General features: G+C 40.9%; 15 protein-coding genes. 2 read left to right on the top strand and 13 right to left on the bottom strand.

Annotated elements, in window-relative coordinates:
- Nucleotides 1–103: 103 nt before the first annotated feature.
- The 4 genes from CYL18_RS03840 to CYL18_RS03825 form a co-directional block, all read right to left on the bottom strand.
- Entirely contained in the window at nucleotides 104–787 is a 684-nt protein-coding gene (locus CYL18_RS03840) for a hypothetical protein (protein ID WP_104848111.1), read from the bottom strand.
- Between the two features lie 182 nt (nucleotides 788–969).
- Nucleotides 970–2,709, bottom strand: coding sequence for an ATP-binding protein (locus CYL18_RS03835; RefSeq protein WP_104848110.1), 1,740 nt, complete (start codon nucleotides 2,707–2,709; stop codon nucleotides 970–972).
- Between the two features lie 97 nt (nucleotides 2,710–2,806).
- Nucleotides 2,807–3,028 carry a YozE family protein gene (locus CYL18_RS03830; protein WP_104848109.1) on the bottom strand — a complete coding sequence of 74 codons (222 nt, stop codon included), beginning with the start codon at nucleotides 3,026–3,028 and terminating at the stop codon, nucleotides 2,807–2,809.
- 302 nt (nucleotides 3,029–3,330) lie between these two features.
- A complete protein-coding gene (locus CYL18_RS03825; RefSeq protein WP_104848108.1) occupies nucleotides 3,331–3,498 on the bottom strand; it encodes a YjcZ family sporulation protein in 168 nt (55 codons plus the stop codon).
- A 151-nt stretch (nucleotides 3,499–3,649) separates the two neighbouring features.
- Between CYL18_RS03825 and CYL18_RS03820 the strand changes: the two genes are divergently transcribed.
- Entirely contained in the window at nucleotides 3,650–4,747 is a 1,098-nt protein-coding gene (locus CYL18_RS03820) for an SGNH/GDSL hydrolase family protein (RefSeq protein WP_104848107.1), read from the top strand.
- 488 nt (nucleotides 4,748–5,235) lie between these two features.
- Here CYL18_RS03820 and CYL18_RS19465 read toward each other — a convergent pair whose 3' ends face one another.
- The 3 genes from CYL18_RS19465 to msrA form a co-directional block, all read right to left on the bottom strand.
- Nucleotides 5,236–5,736: a hypothetical protein gene (locus CYL18_RS19465; RefSeq protein ID WP_236636217.1), complete on the bottom strand. Its 501-nt coding sequence runs from the start codon at nucleotides 5,734–5,736 to the stop codon at nucleotides 5,236–5,238.
- A gap of 476 nt (nucleotides 5,737–6,212) precedes the next feature.
- The gene (gene msrB / locus CYL18_RS03810) at nucleotides 6,213–6,641 is read right to left on the bottom strand and encodes a peptide-methionine (R)-S-oxide reductase MsrB (RefSeq protein WP_104848106.1); all 429 of its coding nucleotides are present in this window, start codon (nucleotides 6,639–6,641) and stop codon (nucleotides 6,213–6,215) included.
- Between the two features lie 5 nt (nucleotides 6,642–6,646).
- Entirely contained in the window at nucleotides 6,647–7,162 is a 516-nt protein-coding gene (gene msrA / locus CYL18_RS03805) for a peptide-methionine (S)-S-oxide reductase MsrA (RefSeq protein WP_104848105.1), read from the bottom strand.
- Between the two features lie 112 nt (nucleotides 7,163–7,274).
- Between msrA and CYL18_RS03800 the strand changes: the two genes are divergently transcribed.
- A complete protein-coding gene (locus CYL18_RS03800; protein WP_104848104.1) occupies nucleotides 7,275–8,003 on the top strand; it encodes a DUF4397 domain-containing protein in 729 nt (242 codons plus the stop codon).
- 53 nt (nucleotides 8,004–8,056) lie between these two features.
- On the opposite strand, the gene CYL18_RS03795 is transcribed toward CYL18_RS03800, so the two are convergent.
- The 6 genes from CYL18_RS03795 to tatC all read right to left on the bottom strand — a co-directional run bounded on the left by CYL18_RS03795 (nucleotide 8,057) and on the right by tatC (nucleotide 12,414).
- A complete protein-coding gene (locus tag CYL18_RS03795; protein ID WP_104848103.1) occupies nucleotides 8,057–8,653 on the bottom strand; it encodes a YpmS family protein in 597 nt (198 codons plus the stop codon).
- Nucleotides 8,634–9,491, bottom strand: coding sequence for an SGNH/GDSL hydrolase family protein (locus CYL18_RS03790; RefSeq protein WP_104848102.1), 858 nt, complete (start codon nucleotides 9,489–9,491; stop codon nucleotides 8,634–8,636). The genes CYL18_RS03795 and CYL18_RS03790 overlap by 20 nt, the downstream gene beginning before the upstream one ends.
- 121 nt (nucleotides 9,492–9,612) lie before the next feature.
- The gene (locus tag CYL18_RS03785) at nucleotides 9,613–10,197 is read right to left on the bottom strand and encodes an SCO family protein (RefSeq protein ID WP_104848101.1); all 585 of its coding nucleotides are present in this window, start codon (nucleotides 10,195–10,197) and stop codon (nucleotides 9,613–9,615) included.
- A gap of 208 nt (nucleotides 10,198–10,405) precedes the next feature.
- The gene (locus CYL18_RS19205; RefSeq protein ID WP_161497071.1) at nucleotides 10,406–10,558 is read right to left on the bottom strand and encodes a hypothetical protein; all 153 of its coding nucleotides are present in this window, start codon (nucleotides 10,556–10,558) and stop codon (nucleotides 10,406–10,408) included.
- Nucleotides 10,559–10,659: 101 nt separating this feature from the next.
- Nucleotides 10,660–11,502, bottom strand: a complete 843-nt coding sequence (locus CYL18_RS03780; protein WP_104848100.1) for a DegV family protein — start codon at nucleotides 11,500–11,502, stop codon at nucleotides 10,660–10,662.
- A gap of 159 nt (nucleotides 11,503–11,661) precedes the next feature.
- On the bottom strand, nucleotides 11,662–12,414 hold the full coding sequence (tatC, locus tag CYL18_RS03775; protein WP_104848359.1) for a twin-arginine translocase subunit TatC: 753 nt from the start codon (nucleotides 12,412–12,414) through the stop codon (nucleotides 11,662–11,664).
- Between the last annotated feature and the right edge of the window lie 78 nt (nucleotides 12,415–12,492).

Here is a 12,492-nt window from a genome sequence, read left to right as displayed (position 1 = left end):
TTATCAAAAATTCCTCCAATGAAATATTACTAGTTTTGTCGAAAAAGGGGATTATATATAGGTTTAAAAAAGAACTACTCGAATTAGCTCGAATAGCTCATCTTTAGAGCGGTTCTATCTTATCCTGTTTTTGATTGGCGAGTTTCTCCAATTTCTTAATGGCGGTCTTCATGACCTTCTCATAGCTTTCATCCCCGAATAATTCCCTTAGAATCCGGTAATCATTGTATATATCAAGCAGATGGTTAATCATAGCTTGCCGCTCTTCATCTGTACCGCTTTCACTGGGCAGCTCCAATAGTTCCTTCCGCTTCCGTTTTCCTTTTTGGGAGCGTCTCTGTTCCTCTTGATATTTCACCAGGAACTTTTCTGCATCCTTGGCGTCCGCCAAAAATTTCAAGTCATCTTCACTGCATTCAAGCCATTCCTCGTCATCTATACGGGTAAGTTCATAGATGACATCTTCCCAGGATTCCTCCTGATAGCGCCATATTTCTGTACGAAAACCAATTACCTTAAAGATATCCTTTCCATATCCCTTCACCTGTACAAGATCGCCGAAAAAATACTTGTAATCTATATTGATATGCTCTGCATCAAATAATAGCCCTTCAAACTCTTGTAAATGAATGAGCGCAGATTCGGTGTATACACCTTCCGCTCCCTGGATTTCATACAGGAAGCTATGATTAAATTCCTTCACTTCCGTGACAATGCCGACAATTCCGTTAACCAAGATAACAACGGAATCTCCAACTGCAAACTTCGGTTTATTTCGTTTGCCCATTACTGACACCCCTTGCAGTTCGGATGAATTTTTATCAGTATATGCAAGCGGGATTAACAGGGAGAGCCTATAATTCTTATTGCAGATAATCAGGTAATGCAATCTCATCAAATCATGCGTAGAGTATATAAAAAAGCAGACAGTCTTCTTTTTCTAGAAAGATTCCTGCCTGCTTAATAGGACTATTTTTTCGCCGGGACGGTCAGCACAATTTTTGTGCCTTTTCCGAGCTTGCTCGTTATTTCAAATGACCCCTCTAGCTCCTCCATGATTTTCATGCTTGTCGCTATCCCAAGACCAGTGCCATGCTCTTTCGTTGTATAAAATGGTGTGCCAATCTTACTCAATACACCCTTCGGGATGCCGGGTCCATTATCCGCAATGATAATTCTCACCTTATCAATCGTGCTTTCAAACGAAATGGAGATGATTCCATCCTTTTGGAAGGCATCCCTCGAATTTTGTATGACGTTAATGATGACTTGATATAATTTGTTTCGATCCGTACTAATTAATTTATCACAATCATTATTTCGTATGATTGTGATATTTCTCTTATGAAGCTCTCCTCTTTGAAGGAGGATAATTTCATCCATCAGATCGTTCACATTATAATCCTTCACAACCAATTGATAGGGCTTCGAAAGGTTCAAGAGCTCACCAACAATCCCGTTCATACGATTTAACTCTTCGATAATAATATCAATATAATTTCTGAATACTTTTTCATCATAAGGCTGGTCTTTCATAAGCTGAAAGAACCCGCGAATGGTCGTGATTGGATTACGGATCTCATGGGCAACACCAGCGGCAAGCTGGCCGACATATTTCAGCTTTTCCGTTCGAAGCAGCTCTTTTTCCCGCTGCTCTATGGCCTCAACCATCGATTGAAAAGCACGGTTTAACACATTGATTTCATAGTAGGCACTTTCTTTTTTTGAGAATCTTTCACCCCTAGAATACATCTCAACTCGATCGACCATAACCTCAACCGGCTTAATGATATTCTTCGTCATATAATATGCGGCTGCAATTATGACACCGAGAATTGGGATACTAATGAGCAAATAGCGGATTAAAAGCTCTCTTAACGGGGCATAAACAGCCTTCTTCTCTGTTGTTGTCACGATATACCATTTTTCTTCCGCCATTTCCTTTGTTTCAATTGGATTAACGGCAAACAAGCTCTTGCCATCACTTGATTCCAGAAGCCGGCGCTTGGTCATCGCATCATTAATCTGCTCAATCGTCAGATTATTCGTTGTAAAGAAGTTGCGCTTCATGATATCCTGCTCATTCTGATGTGAAACAATCCAGCCATCCTGATTAATTACAAAGGCAGTATAAGGGAGCTTCTCCTTCTCAAATTCCAGCTTAGAAGCAACCCGCTCCCAAAGAAAGAAAACATCAAAGGATGGTGCAAAAACACCCGCCACCTCATCGCCCTCCGTATAAATGGGCGTACTAATCCAAAAGAATGGCTTCTCACTATCCAATGTATACACCTTAGACAAGAATGGCTGACCATTCATCGAGTGAGCAAATGATTCACTCTTAAGAAACGTTTCCCCAATCTCTGATGGATAAGTCTCGCGCCAAAAATCCCCCTCTTTGCTTACATATGTATAACCGGAATAAACCTGCTTCAGCCTTACGTATTCATCCAAGAATTCCAATGACTCCTTTTTGCTGTCCGTGATTCTGGAATTACGACTCAAATAGTTCAAGTCATTGATTCTTTCCTCGATAAACATATTCGCTGTATCTGTCGCATGGTAGGAGGCAGTTTTCAAAGTGATTTTTGCCTGATTTTCAAGCTGATGCTTTTGATTATGGAAGAAAGTAAACCCAATACACATTAAAGGAATGATTGAAATAATGAGTGAATAGAACAGCAAGCGTGTCTGTAATCGTCCTGGCATTAAAAAGCACCTGTTTCCTTCCTTAGATTCCAGAACAGCAGTTATAGAAAATCACCCAAAGAACATAAACAGGGTACCACCTATTTGCCGGCTTGCTCTATTTCCCGATATTTTGCAAATAAGCATTCCAAGCCTCATCAAATAGGCTCATATCGAGAATATAATCACCATTCATCTCTAAGTAATCGCTGATTTCATGATAGTCAGACGAATTCTTCGGAAACCCATGGTCATAGAACACATTCTCGGCAAACAAGGACATTTCCGTCTTCTTTAAGGCATTTCTGTATGTCATTAAAAATTGATAAAAAGATTTCATCTTTATTCATCTCCACTCTCTTGGCTTAATGCTATATCCATCATACATAATGACACATCATTATGTTACAAATGGTAAGCTATCAGCCCGCAAGCATTTTGTCAAATCACTGTTTAGCCTGCTGAAGCCAAGAGATACATCTATAAAGCCTATAACTTTTACCCTATCCTGTACTAATTAGTATACATGATTTATGTTAAATATGGTAATGAACGCAATTATTGGTTAGAGATATTTTCCCATAACTTTAGATATATTTTATGTAGAAAAGGACGGACAACGCCCATCCTTTTTGCTCATTATTAATTGCAGCAATAGAAAGATGCACCAATAATGACTAACAAGATGAAGAGAACAACAATTAACGCAAAGCCTGAACCGAATCCGCCTCCGCATCCTCCATAACCATAACCGCCATATCCATAACCGCCATATCCTCCGCAAGGATTTCCGCAACCATAACCGTACATTCGATCATCCAACTCCTTTTAAAAGGTCTCAATTACACTGTTACTATATGAGCTTTGCGCCCTCTGGGTATGTGCATTCGCCTATTTTTTGATTGTTTTTTATTCCAAATGTAGGTAATATGAAACCAGATATATACGGGGGGTGGGTCATATGGCTTCCAAAATAAAGCGCAGGGCTTTAATCACGCTTTCTTTCTGTGTCTGCGCGCTAACCATTATCTTTCTTTCGTTGAAGCCAGAAACGGTCGTCATGAGCGACCAAACCCTGTCTGAAAAGCTGAATAATGGCAATACGATTTATTATCTTGTTGTAGGTGACAGCATCGGCAGAGGAGCTGGTGCTGAAACAAAAAGAGATAGCTGGCATGCTCAGCTTGAGCGCCTCATTAAACAGCGATACGGTCTAGAAATGAATGGACAACACATATCTCAAAGCGGGGCAACCGCCTTTGAGGGTTTATACAAACTCCGCAATACCGAGCTTCTTTATCCCGCTGATATCGTCTTCCTTGTTTTCGGGGAAAATGATCGAAAGTATATGGAATCCGGTGAATTCGCGAAGCATTATGAGCTGTTGATTCGTGAGGCAAAAATGCGGACCCCAAAGGCTGAAATCATCACATTCATTGAAAGTCCCTTAACTGATCAAAGCATTGCCGATCAAATCCTTACTTTGAGCGAGTATTACGGTGCTACACCAATCAATATGCGGCAAGAATATGCGGAATCCGGTATGGATGTGAAAAGTCTTAATAGGGATAAAGTCCATCCAAACAAAAAAGGCTATGAACTCTATGCGAAGGCTATTCTCACAGCATTAGACGATTTTCCAAACAGGAAGGCCCCTTCATTAAAGCAGGCACTATATATCCAGGAAGACTCCCCTATTCATTTAACAAAGGCTGTTAGTGCCCAGCAAGGTTTTGAATTTGAGAATAAATATTGGGCTGCAGATAAAAAAGGAAGCTCTATTCGCTATACGGTCCGCGGCAACACAGTCGGTGCGATTATTAAGCGGAATCCGAACGGGGGCATGGTCGATGTTTTTATAGATAATCGCTATTACAGAACAATCAACACAAACTGGCCATTGGTAAAGGAACGAGCTATCATCATTGCGGCAGGACTTGAGACTGGAACCCATGAAATTGAATTCATTACTAATGATCGTGGCCTTCGCTTCAATGGACTTAATGAAAAGCCATTCCAGCTTGCAGGAGTCCTTTCAGCGACCATAACCGGCAAATAAATGACGAAGTAACGAGTGGGCTGGGATAGTATTTCAGTCAATGAAAAACCTGAACTATTAGATGATATTTTACATCAATAGTTCAGGTTTTTAATTTTTTTTCAATAGACTTGTTCACCCTGGATACCATTATTAATAACTAGTGGAATTTAACTGCGGCTACTTGACTGCTGTGAGAAATAGAGGAAAGGCTAAGACCCGTATACACAGCGGAGGAGGCTAAAGCCATCCTCCTAGCTGAATGCGAGTGGCCGCAGCATAATAGAAAGAACTTGTTCATGCAACGCAACAAAGCCGATTAAGGATCATCGTTCGTCTTTTTAGGATTGTTTATAAGCTCTGTTTCTGCCACATCTTATTGATTATTTCAAAGGTACCATCCTCTTGACGGCTGTCTACTAACTGCACTGCCGTTGTCCATCACCTGTTGCCCATCTCATTTGAGGCAAATAAAGAGGCCTTAGGAGGCTCATCCCTGCAAGATATAATCAAAGCACCATACCAAGAATCTTCTCAATCCTCTCAGTCTCTCTTTCTATAGCCAATTGATCACATAAACTTTGATGGATGGCCCGAAACTCAGAGGTCAGCAGCTTGATGACTGATATAATCTCATCTGGAACGGCGGTTGCATTCCATTGCCCTAGAAGAAATTTCTGCGAGTCTGTCAATTTACTTCTGTTCCCTTCAACTTTCGACCAATCTCCCATAGCATTAGGCTGATATCCAGCCGCCATATACCATCCCATTGCCACTGAGTGTCTAAGACCCTCGACATAATGGAGAGCAGAATAATACTCCCCTCTCATCAAACTTCGGTAGGCTTCATGAATATAGGCCAAAAATTTAGAACCCCAGGCTTCCAATTCTTCCATGCAGGGCTTATAGGTCAGCTGCATAGATTGTTCTTTCAATTTGGATAGGCGGCCGCTCGGATCATAGATAATTTTTATGTCTTGCAGAAAAACGGACGGGTGAACTCCCTTCATTTTGTAATAAAAGGCATCCACTTTCACAAAAGTCTCAAAATGAGCGACTGTATGAGCGGTCCAGGGATAGTCCTCAAAAAATAGGACACCCCCCACCTTCTCGCCCGTTCTTTTTTGCTCAGTCTATAAGCTTCAAACTCCTCATCCTTTACGATGATTCTGATGTCGATATCTGAAAATAAATCGGTGTTTCCCTTGCCGATGGACCGCCATAATAAACACCAGTGATGTTTTTATCTTTAAGTAAATCTTCTTCTATTACCTCCATCAAACGGCTGCGGTAAAACGGAAGCCCTTGATTTCTTTCATGATGTTTTGTCTTAAATTCCGAAAATCCCGCTCATTTGCTGACCATCTCCCTTATTCACATTTAATTTCCTATCTAGAAGAAGTTCTCTGTAAACCGTCAATTTCCTTCCATAAAAAAACCGCCTGAATTCATTTTTAGAATCAGGCGGCTTCCCTATAATCTATTTCTATTTAAAAAGACGTAAGTATTCTCCATAGCCTTCTTTTTCAAGCTCATCCTTAGGAATGAAGCGCAAAGCGGCAGAGTTGATGCAATAGCGCAATCCAGCAGGTCCCGGCCCATCCGGGAAGACATGGCCCAAATGAGAGTCAGCTTCCTTGCTTCTTACCTCAGTCCGAATCATATTATGGCTGAGATCCTGCTTTTCAAGGATTTCCTCCGCATCAATCGGCTTCGTGAAGCTTGGCCAGCCGCAGCCGGCATCATATTTGTCTTTCGAACTGAATAAAGGTTTACCGGAGACGACATCCACATATATGCCATCCTCCTCTGTCTGGTAATATTCATTTCTAAACGGGGGCTCTGTTCCGTTCTGTTGGGTCACATGGCGCTGCATTTCATTCAATTGGTTAATGCGTTCCGTGTATATGCCCATTTATCTTACCTCCAATTTTCCTTAATGAACCCAGCCCTGCCTGAGCTTATTTGATATGATTCATAATGTTCCTTGTTTTTTTTGTAAAAATCCTGGTGATAATCCTCTGCCGGATAGAATGTTTTGGCAGGCAGGATAGGTGTCACAATCTCCTTTTGGAAGCGTCCGCTTTCAGCCAATTCCCGCTTTGATTCCTCAGCCGCTTCCTTCTGACTTTCCGTCGTGTAGAAAATCGCGGTCTTATATGAGTCCCCTCGATCGCAGAACTGACCATCCGCATCGGTCGGGTCTATTTGGTGCCAAAATAACTCAACAATTGATTTATAGGTAATGACACTTGGGTCATATGTTATCTCAACCGCCTCGACATGACCAGTTGTTCCGGAACAAACCTCTTCATAAGTAGGATTTTCCTTATGGCCGCCTGTATATCCAGATATAACCTTTTGAACACCTGGAAATGTATCGAAAGGTTTAACCATACACCAAAAACATCCACCGGCAAAAATCGCTTTTTCCATTCAAAACCCTCCAATTATGTATTTATCTTTACTGGGCTATCCTCGTATAGTCACCGCTTTACCCGTTCATGCATATAGGTAGCATAAATGAATACACTGACAGGAGTGAAATATGATGGACCCAATTTCTTATTCACCGTACCCGTTCCCTTCTCAAATCCTCCCGTATGGCATGACTGCCTTCAACTCAGGTTTGAGCCGGAGCAATAATCCATATGAGACTATGCAAATACCTTCTTATTATAACTATACACATAATCTGGAAGAAACAAAAAACAAATGCAAGATTCGTTTTTATCACGGGACCCCTTATTGTAAAAAAGTTGATTTATATATTAACGGAATGAAAACATTTAAAGAAATTCCCTTCAATGCAGCCACCTCATACTTATCCTTGTCCCCAGGATCTTATTATATCGAAGTTTTTCCGACGGGGACTACTTATCCGCTCATCATGCATAGGAAAATCATGATTGGCGATACACCTAACACCCTTTTTCTCTCAGGGACTGAGGACGATTTAAGGCTAGCTGTCATACCAGAAAACCGCCATGTGCCCCATCATGAGTCAAAGGTGAAAACCCTTCACCTTGCCCCCTCCTATAAAACACTTCAAATCTGCGTAAAGGGCCGGGATGTTCTATACCAACGTCTCCCCTATAAACACCAGACAGATTATCTGGGCTTGACTCCCATGTCCATCGAATTTGAGCTGAAGGATGCGGATAAGAACGAGCCGCTGTATAATAGCGGCATCATTCAGTTCCATTCGGATAAGGTTTATATGATGATCATTTATGAGGATGAAACTGGTGGTCTTGGTATCAGACTCCTGGATTAAAGACAAGAAAAAGAGGCATATGGCTAATTGCCATAGCCTCCTTTTCTTGTCTCTCATTCAACCGGGACAAGCAAATTTAGCTGTATATCATCATTACGCAGGTCAAATTTCTTCGCTTCCACCGTGATGCCGCTTTTCAGATCCATCTCACGCAAGGATAGATAAATGGTTTTCTTACCCGGATTGATGGATACCCAATCCGGCATTTTGTACTTTTCATTGATATAGTTCAAGACAAATGTGGCCGGCAAGCTCATCTCCCCGATTTGAATGGAGCGGTGCCGCAGAATTATGTTGCCATCCTCTGTCGTGTAAGGTTCAAATAACACCTTTAGTTGTACTTCTTTTCCAAAAGCGCTTAGCGTTCCGTATAGCTCAAGATTATCACTCAATAATACCTCGTAATCAATAGGACTATCTGCTGCCTCTTCTTCAATATAATGATTGATCACCCGATTGAGATCTTCTTTATTCGAAGAGAACGGAATGCTGACCATCTCTTTATTTCTATTCAGCTCCTCTAAAGATTCCATATCCTTGATTGGCCTGGTCATCCAGTAGAACACTACACCGGCAAACACCAAATTCACAGCCAGCAGCGCAAAGAACAAACTCTTCCATAATCCCCACTCACTCATCCACTTCTTCATCGTTCATCACCCCATTCATTGCTCCCTTAGCATACAGCGTTTCTACTGTTTTCTCTTTCATCTCATCATAAATACGTGCAGCAATCAATTCATATCCCCTGTCATTCGGATGGAAATAATCCTCCTTATAAAGAAGGTTTTCATCAGATGCAGAGAAAATATCATCAATACGAATGAAGTAGGCATTTGGATCCCCGTTGGTCACTTCCATGCCAATCTCATTCCAGTCATCCATAATGATGTCGAGTTCACTAAACGCTGACATCCATTTGCCAAATGGATTATAAAGCCCGACAAAATAGATTTCAGCTTCCTGATTATATTGTCGGACAGTTCGAAATATTTTTTCAACCCTTTTTTCGTATGAAACAGACGCCTTTGAAAAATCACCCATCGTCAAATTGGTGAATTTATCTTTCACCACTTTCATAATATCATTACCGCCAATCGTGATGACGACCGCATCAGCATTCGTAATGTCCCTTTTGATTTGGTCATCTTGAAGGCGGCTCAATAAATCGCTTGTTCGATTGCCTCGGACTCCATAATTAGAAAAGTGAGCATCCTTTATTCCTCGATTTGTTTCGAGATAAGCGGAGAGATAGGGAATATAGCCCTCTTGTTCATTGCTAGCTCCCACTCCCTGAGTCAACGAGTCCCCCACCGACACAACTGACAAATTAGTCGGGATGAAGTCATCAGGGATTTCTTTTTTGAGCGATCTCGTTATATTAGTCTTAGAATGTTCGGCTGATTCCTTTCCGTTCAAAAATGGCAGACCACTGCAGCCAACTAATAATGTGACAAGCAATATAGAAAACATGTTTTTAAAAAACATAGATGCCACCTGCCTAAATAGTCCTTATGGTATATCATATGTTATAACTGCTCATGAAACATGGAATTTTGCTTGGTAATGTTTACTTTTTTGAAGAAAAAAAGACAGGATAACCTGTCCTTTACGATTGCAGCATTTTAATATGCTTAATTATGTCATCCATCGGGATATCATCCAAACCGGAATAGGATTGGACTACCTTTCCCTCTTGGTCAACGAGGGCGAAGCTCACAGAATGGATAACCTGGTCATTGCCGTCTGGCTTCTGGACAGTGACCTTAAAGCTCTCTTGCGAAAAGCTTTCAATCTCATCTTGGCTGTAACCGGTCAAGAAATGCCAATTCGTAAAGTCAGCATCAAATTTCTGTCCATATTCCTTCAATACATCTGGCTTGTCAATCTCAGGATCCACACTAAAGGAGATGAGCTGCACATCCTCTATGCCTTCTTCCGCTATCTGGTCCTGAAGTTTTTTCATATTGGCCGTCATCGGCATGCATACAGTGGTACAATTTGTGAAAATAAAATCAGCCACCCATACTTTTCCTTTTATGTCTTCGAGCGAAACATCTTTATTATCTTGATTTTTGAAGGTAAAGGATTCTACTTCATAATCAGTTGCATTAGGAATTTTTTGTTCATTAGAGCATCCGACAACTAAAAAAACCAAGATTAATGATACCAGCACTTTCAAATAAGTTTTCATAAGGACTCCCTGCTTACGCCAAAATTATATATCTAACTAAATTTTAACAAAAAAAGCATATATAGAGAAAGAGATTTGCCTATTTTCATATAATATCATTTAAATATTTTTATGTTCATACCGGTTCCTATCATTAGTCATTATCACTTCAATCTACGCCCATCTTTGCCATAATGGCTAGCAGACCATCAATCCCAACTCTGTCTCCTTATTCCAGGGAGTAAACGGCGGTTCCAAAACGATGGACCTGTTCATTCATCATCACTGTGTCTGTAATGGAATATAAAATGTATGAATCTAGCGGGATCACGTTAATCACCGTAAAACAGAGGGCCCATACAGGCTGATGATTCATTTTCATGAATCCAGCCCTCTCACAATGCTTTACAAGCTGCCTTCATTGATCAGAGACAAAAAAACTGCAGATTGAGCATGATATCAAGCCCAATCTGCAGCCCTTATTTACTCTGCATAGTACATGAAGCCAATTGCGCCAACACCTGTATGCGTACTAATGACAGGTGTCGTAGCATTAATCGTGACATCTTCTAAGGATGTCACCTCAAGGATTGCTTCCTTTAGTTTTATGGATAACTCCATCGCATCTGCTTCAGTAATGCCAATCCCTTTAATCTCTTTGCCTTCAGAATCTTGGAGCAATTGTTTCACAAGGTATTTCACAATCTGGCTCTGACTTCTCACTTTAGCTACAGGTGTGTATTCCCCTGTATCTAATGAAGCAATCGGCTTAATATTAAGCAAAGAGCTGAGCATGGCCTTGCCCTTTCCGATTCGTCCGCCCTTTACGAGATTATCGAGGGTATCGACAACGACGAAGAGTCTTGTCGCTTTTTGTATTTGGTCCATCCGTGCAACAATCTCTTCAGAGGTTTTGCCCTCTTTCGCCATCTTGGCAGCCTCAAGCACCTGGAAGGCTAATGCATGAGAGATGTATTTAGAATCAATAACCGTGACTTTACCTTCAGCCATTTGTGCAGCCGTTTGAGCTGATTGCACGGTTCCGCTCATCTTAGAAGTCATATGAATAGCGATTACTTCACTGCCATCTGCCGTTAATGAGTTAAACACTTCTAGAAACTGGCCTGCAGGAGGCTGTGAACTTTTAGGGAGTTCTTCTGACTGTTTCATTTTCCGAATAAATTCATCAGGGGCAATATCAATACCATCCACATATGATTCGCCATCAATCGTAATCGAAAGTGGCACAACGATTATGTCATTTTCTTCGAGTATATGCTTGGGCAAGTCAAGGGTGGAATCTGTCACAATTTTGATATTTGGCATGTTTTTCACTTCCTATTTTTTACGACTATGAACATTATACACTTTTTTGTAAATAAATTGAAATCAGTACCTTTATATGTAGATGACAATTCAACTGAAAAGTTAATCAACACAAAAAACAGGCTGCCAATCCTAATGGAATGTTAGCCTGTGCGATTATCATGTTCCTTGCATTTGGTTATTCTCTCGTTCATATTGTGCTTCTTTACGCAGTTTACGCTTATAGACGATTTTTGATAGACTTACACTGATTTCGTAAAGCAGTAAAAGCGGCACGGCAACAATGAAGTCAGATAAGAACTCAGGCGGCGTAATGGATACAGCGATGACAATCAAGATGAAATAGGCATATTTGCGAATCTTCCCCATGACATACGGGTTAAGAATTCCGAGCGATGTCAGGAACATCATCACGACCGGCAGCTCGAACAGGACCGCAAATGGCAAGGACATATTAATGATAAATTTGAAATAGCGTTCCGCTGTGTAAGCGGTCGTCATGACCCCTTCACCAAGCTCATTTAAGAAATTTAAAACAATTGGATAAATGACAAAATAGCCAAAGCAAAGTCCAGCGATAAACAAAAGAAATAAAGCAGGAATATAAAAAAGAGCTGTTTTTCGCTCGTAATCCTTCAATGCCGGTTTCACGAATAGCCAAATCTGCATGGATAAGACCGGGATCGTACAGGCAATGGCCACAACCGACGCCAGCGTGAAATATATCCAAACAACATCGCTAGGACCAAGTATGATAAGATCTTCTGTTAAGTTCCTCGTGAAAAACAGATAAATATCCTTCACGAAGAAGAAGGCCAAGCATAAAAACAAGATAAAAGAGCCTACTGTAATCATGAGCCTGGTTCTCAATTCCTCCAAGTGCTCGACCATATTTAATTCTTTTTCTTCCATTTGCATGAGAATTCACTTCCTTCTAGCAACAATTTAATAGAGGTGCGAGCATGACTCACACCTCTAATCAATGGTCAT

Origin of the sequence: Pradoshia eiseniae (assembly GCF_002946355.1) — a bacterium.
Lineage (GTDB): Bacteria > Bacillota > Bacilli > Bacillales > Pradoshiaceae > Pradoshia > Pradoshia eiseniae.
The sequence above is the reverse complement of the archived record's forward strand: the minus strand, read 5'-3'. Positions and strand labels throughout refer to the sequence as shown.

Excerpts from the sequence above, each read along its gene's own strand:
- CYL18_RS03820 (WP_104848107.1), top strand. The coding sequence starts at position 3,650 with ATGGCTTCCAAAATAAAGCGCAGGGCTTTAATCACGCTTTCTTTCTGT.
- CYL18_RS03840 (WP_104848111.1), bottom strand. The coding sequence starts at position 787 with ATGGGCAAACGAAATAAACCGAAGTTTGCAGTTGGAGATTCCGTTGTT.
- tatC (WP_104848359.1), bottom strand. The coding sequence starts at position 12,414 with ATGGAAGAAAAAGAATTAAATATGGTCGAGCACTTGGAGGAATTGAGA.
- CYL18_RS03795 (WP_104848103.1), bottom strand. The coding sequence starts at position 8,653 with ATGAAGAAGTGGATGAGTGAGTGGGGATTATGGAAGAGTTTGTTCTTT.
- CYL18_RS03800 (WP_104848104.1), top strand. The coding sequence starts at position 7,275 with ATGATGGACCCAATTTCTTATTCACCGTACCCGTTCCCTTCTCAAATC.
- CYL18_RS03825 (WP_104848108.1), bottom strand. The coding sequence starts at position 3,498 with ATGTACGGTTATGGTTGCGGAAATCCTTGCGGAGGATATGGCGGTTAT.
- msrA (WP_104848105.1), bottom strand. The coding sequence starts at position 7,162 with ATGGAAAAAGCGATTTTTGCCGGTGGATGTTTTTGGTGTATGGTTAAA.
- msrB (WP_104848106.1), bottom strand. The coding sequence starts at position 6,641 with ATGGGCATATACACGGAACGCATTAACCAATTGAATGAAATGCAGCGC.
- CYL18_RS19465 (WP_236636217.1), bottom strand. The coding sequence starts at position 5,736 with ATGAAGGGAGTTCACCCGTCCGTTTTTCTGCAAGACATAAAAATTATC.
- CYL18_RS03790 (WP_104848102.1), bottom strand. The coding sequence starts at position 9,491 with ATGTTTTTTAAAAACATGTTTTCTATATTGCTTGTCACATTATTAGTT.
- CYL18_RS19205 (WP_161497071.1), bottom strand. The coding sequence starts at position 10,558 with ATGAAAATGAATCATCAGCCTGTATGGGCCCTCTGTTTTACGGTGATT.
- CYL18_RS03780 (WP_104848100.1), bottom strand. The coding sequence starts at position 11,502 with ATGCCAAATATCAAAATTGTGACAGATTCCACCCTTGACTTGCCCAAG.
- CYL18_RS03785 (WP_104848101.1), bottom strand. The coding sequence starts at position 10,197 with ATGAAAACTTATTTGAAAGTGCTGGTATCATTAATCTTGGTTTTTTTA.
- CYL18_RS03830 (WP_104848109.1), bottom strand. The coding sequence starts at position 3,028 with ATGAAATCTTTTTATCAATTTTTAATGACATACAGAAATGCCTTAAAG.
- CYL18_RS03835 (WP_104848110.1), bottom strand. The coding sequence starts at position 2,709 with ATGCCAGGACGATTACAGACACGCTTGCTGTTCTATTCACTCATTATT.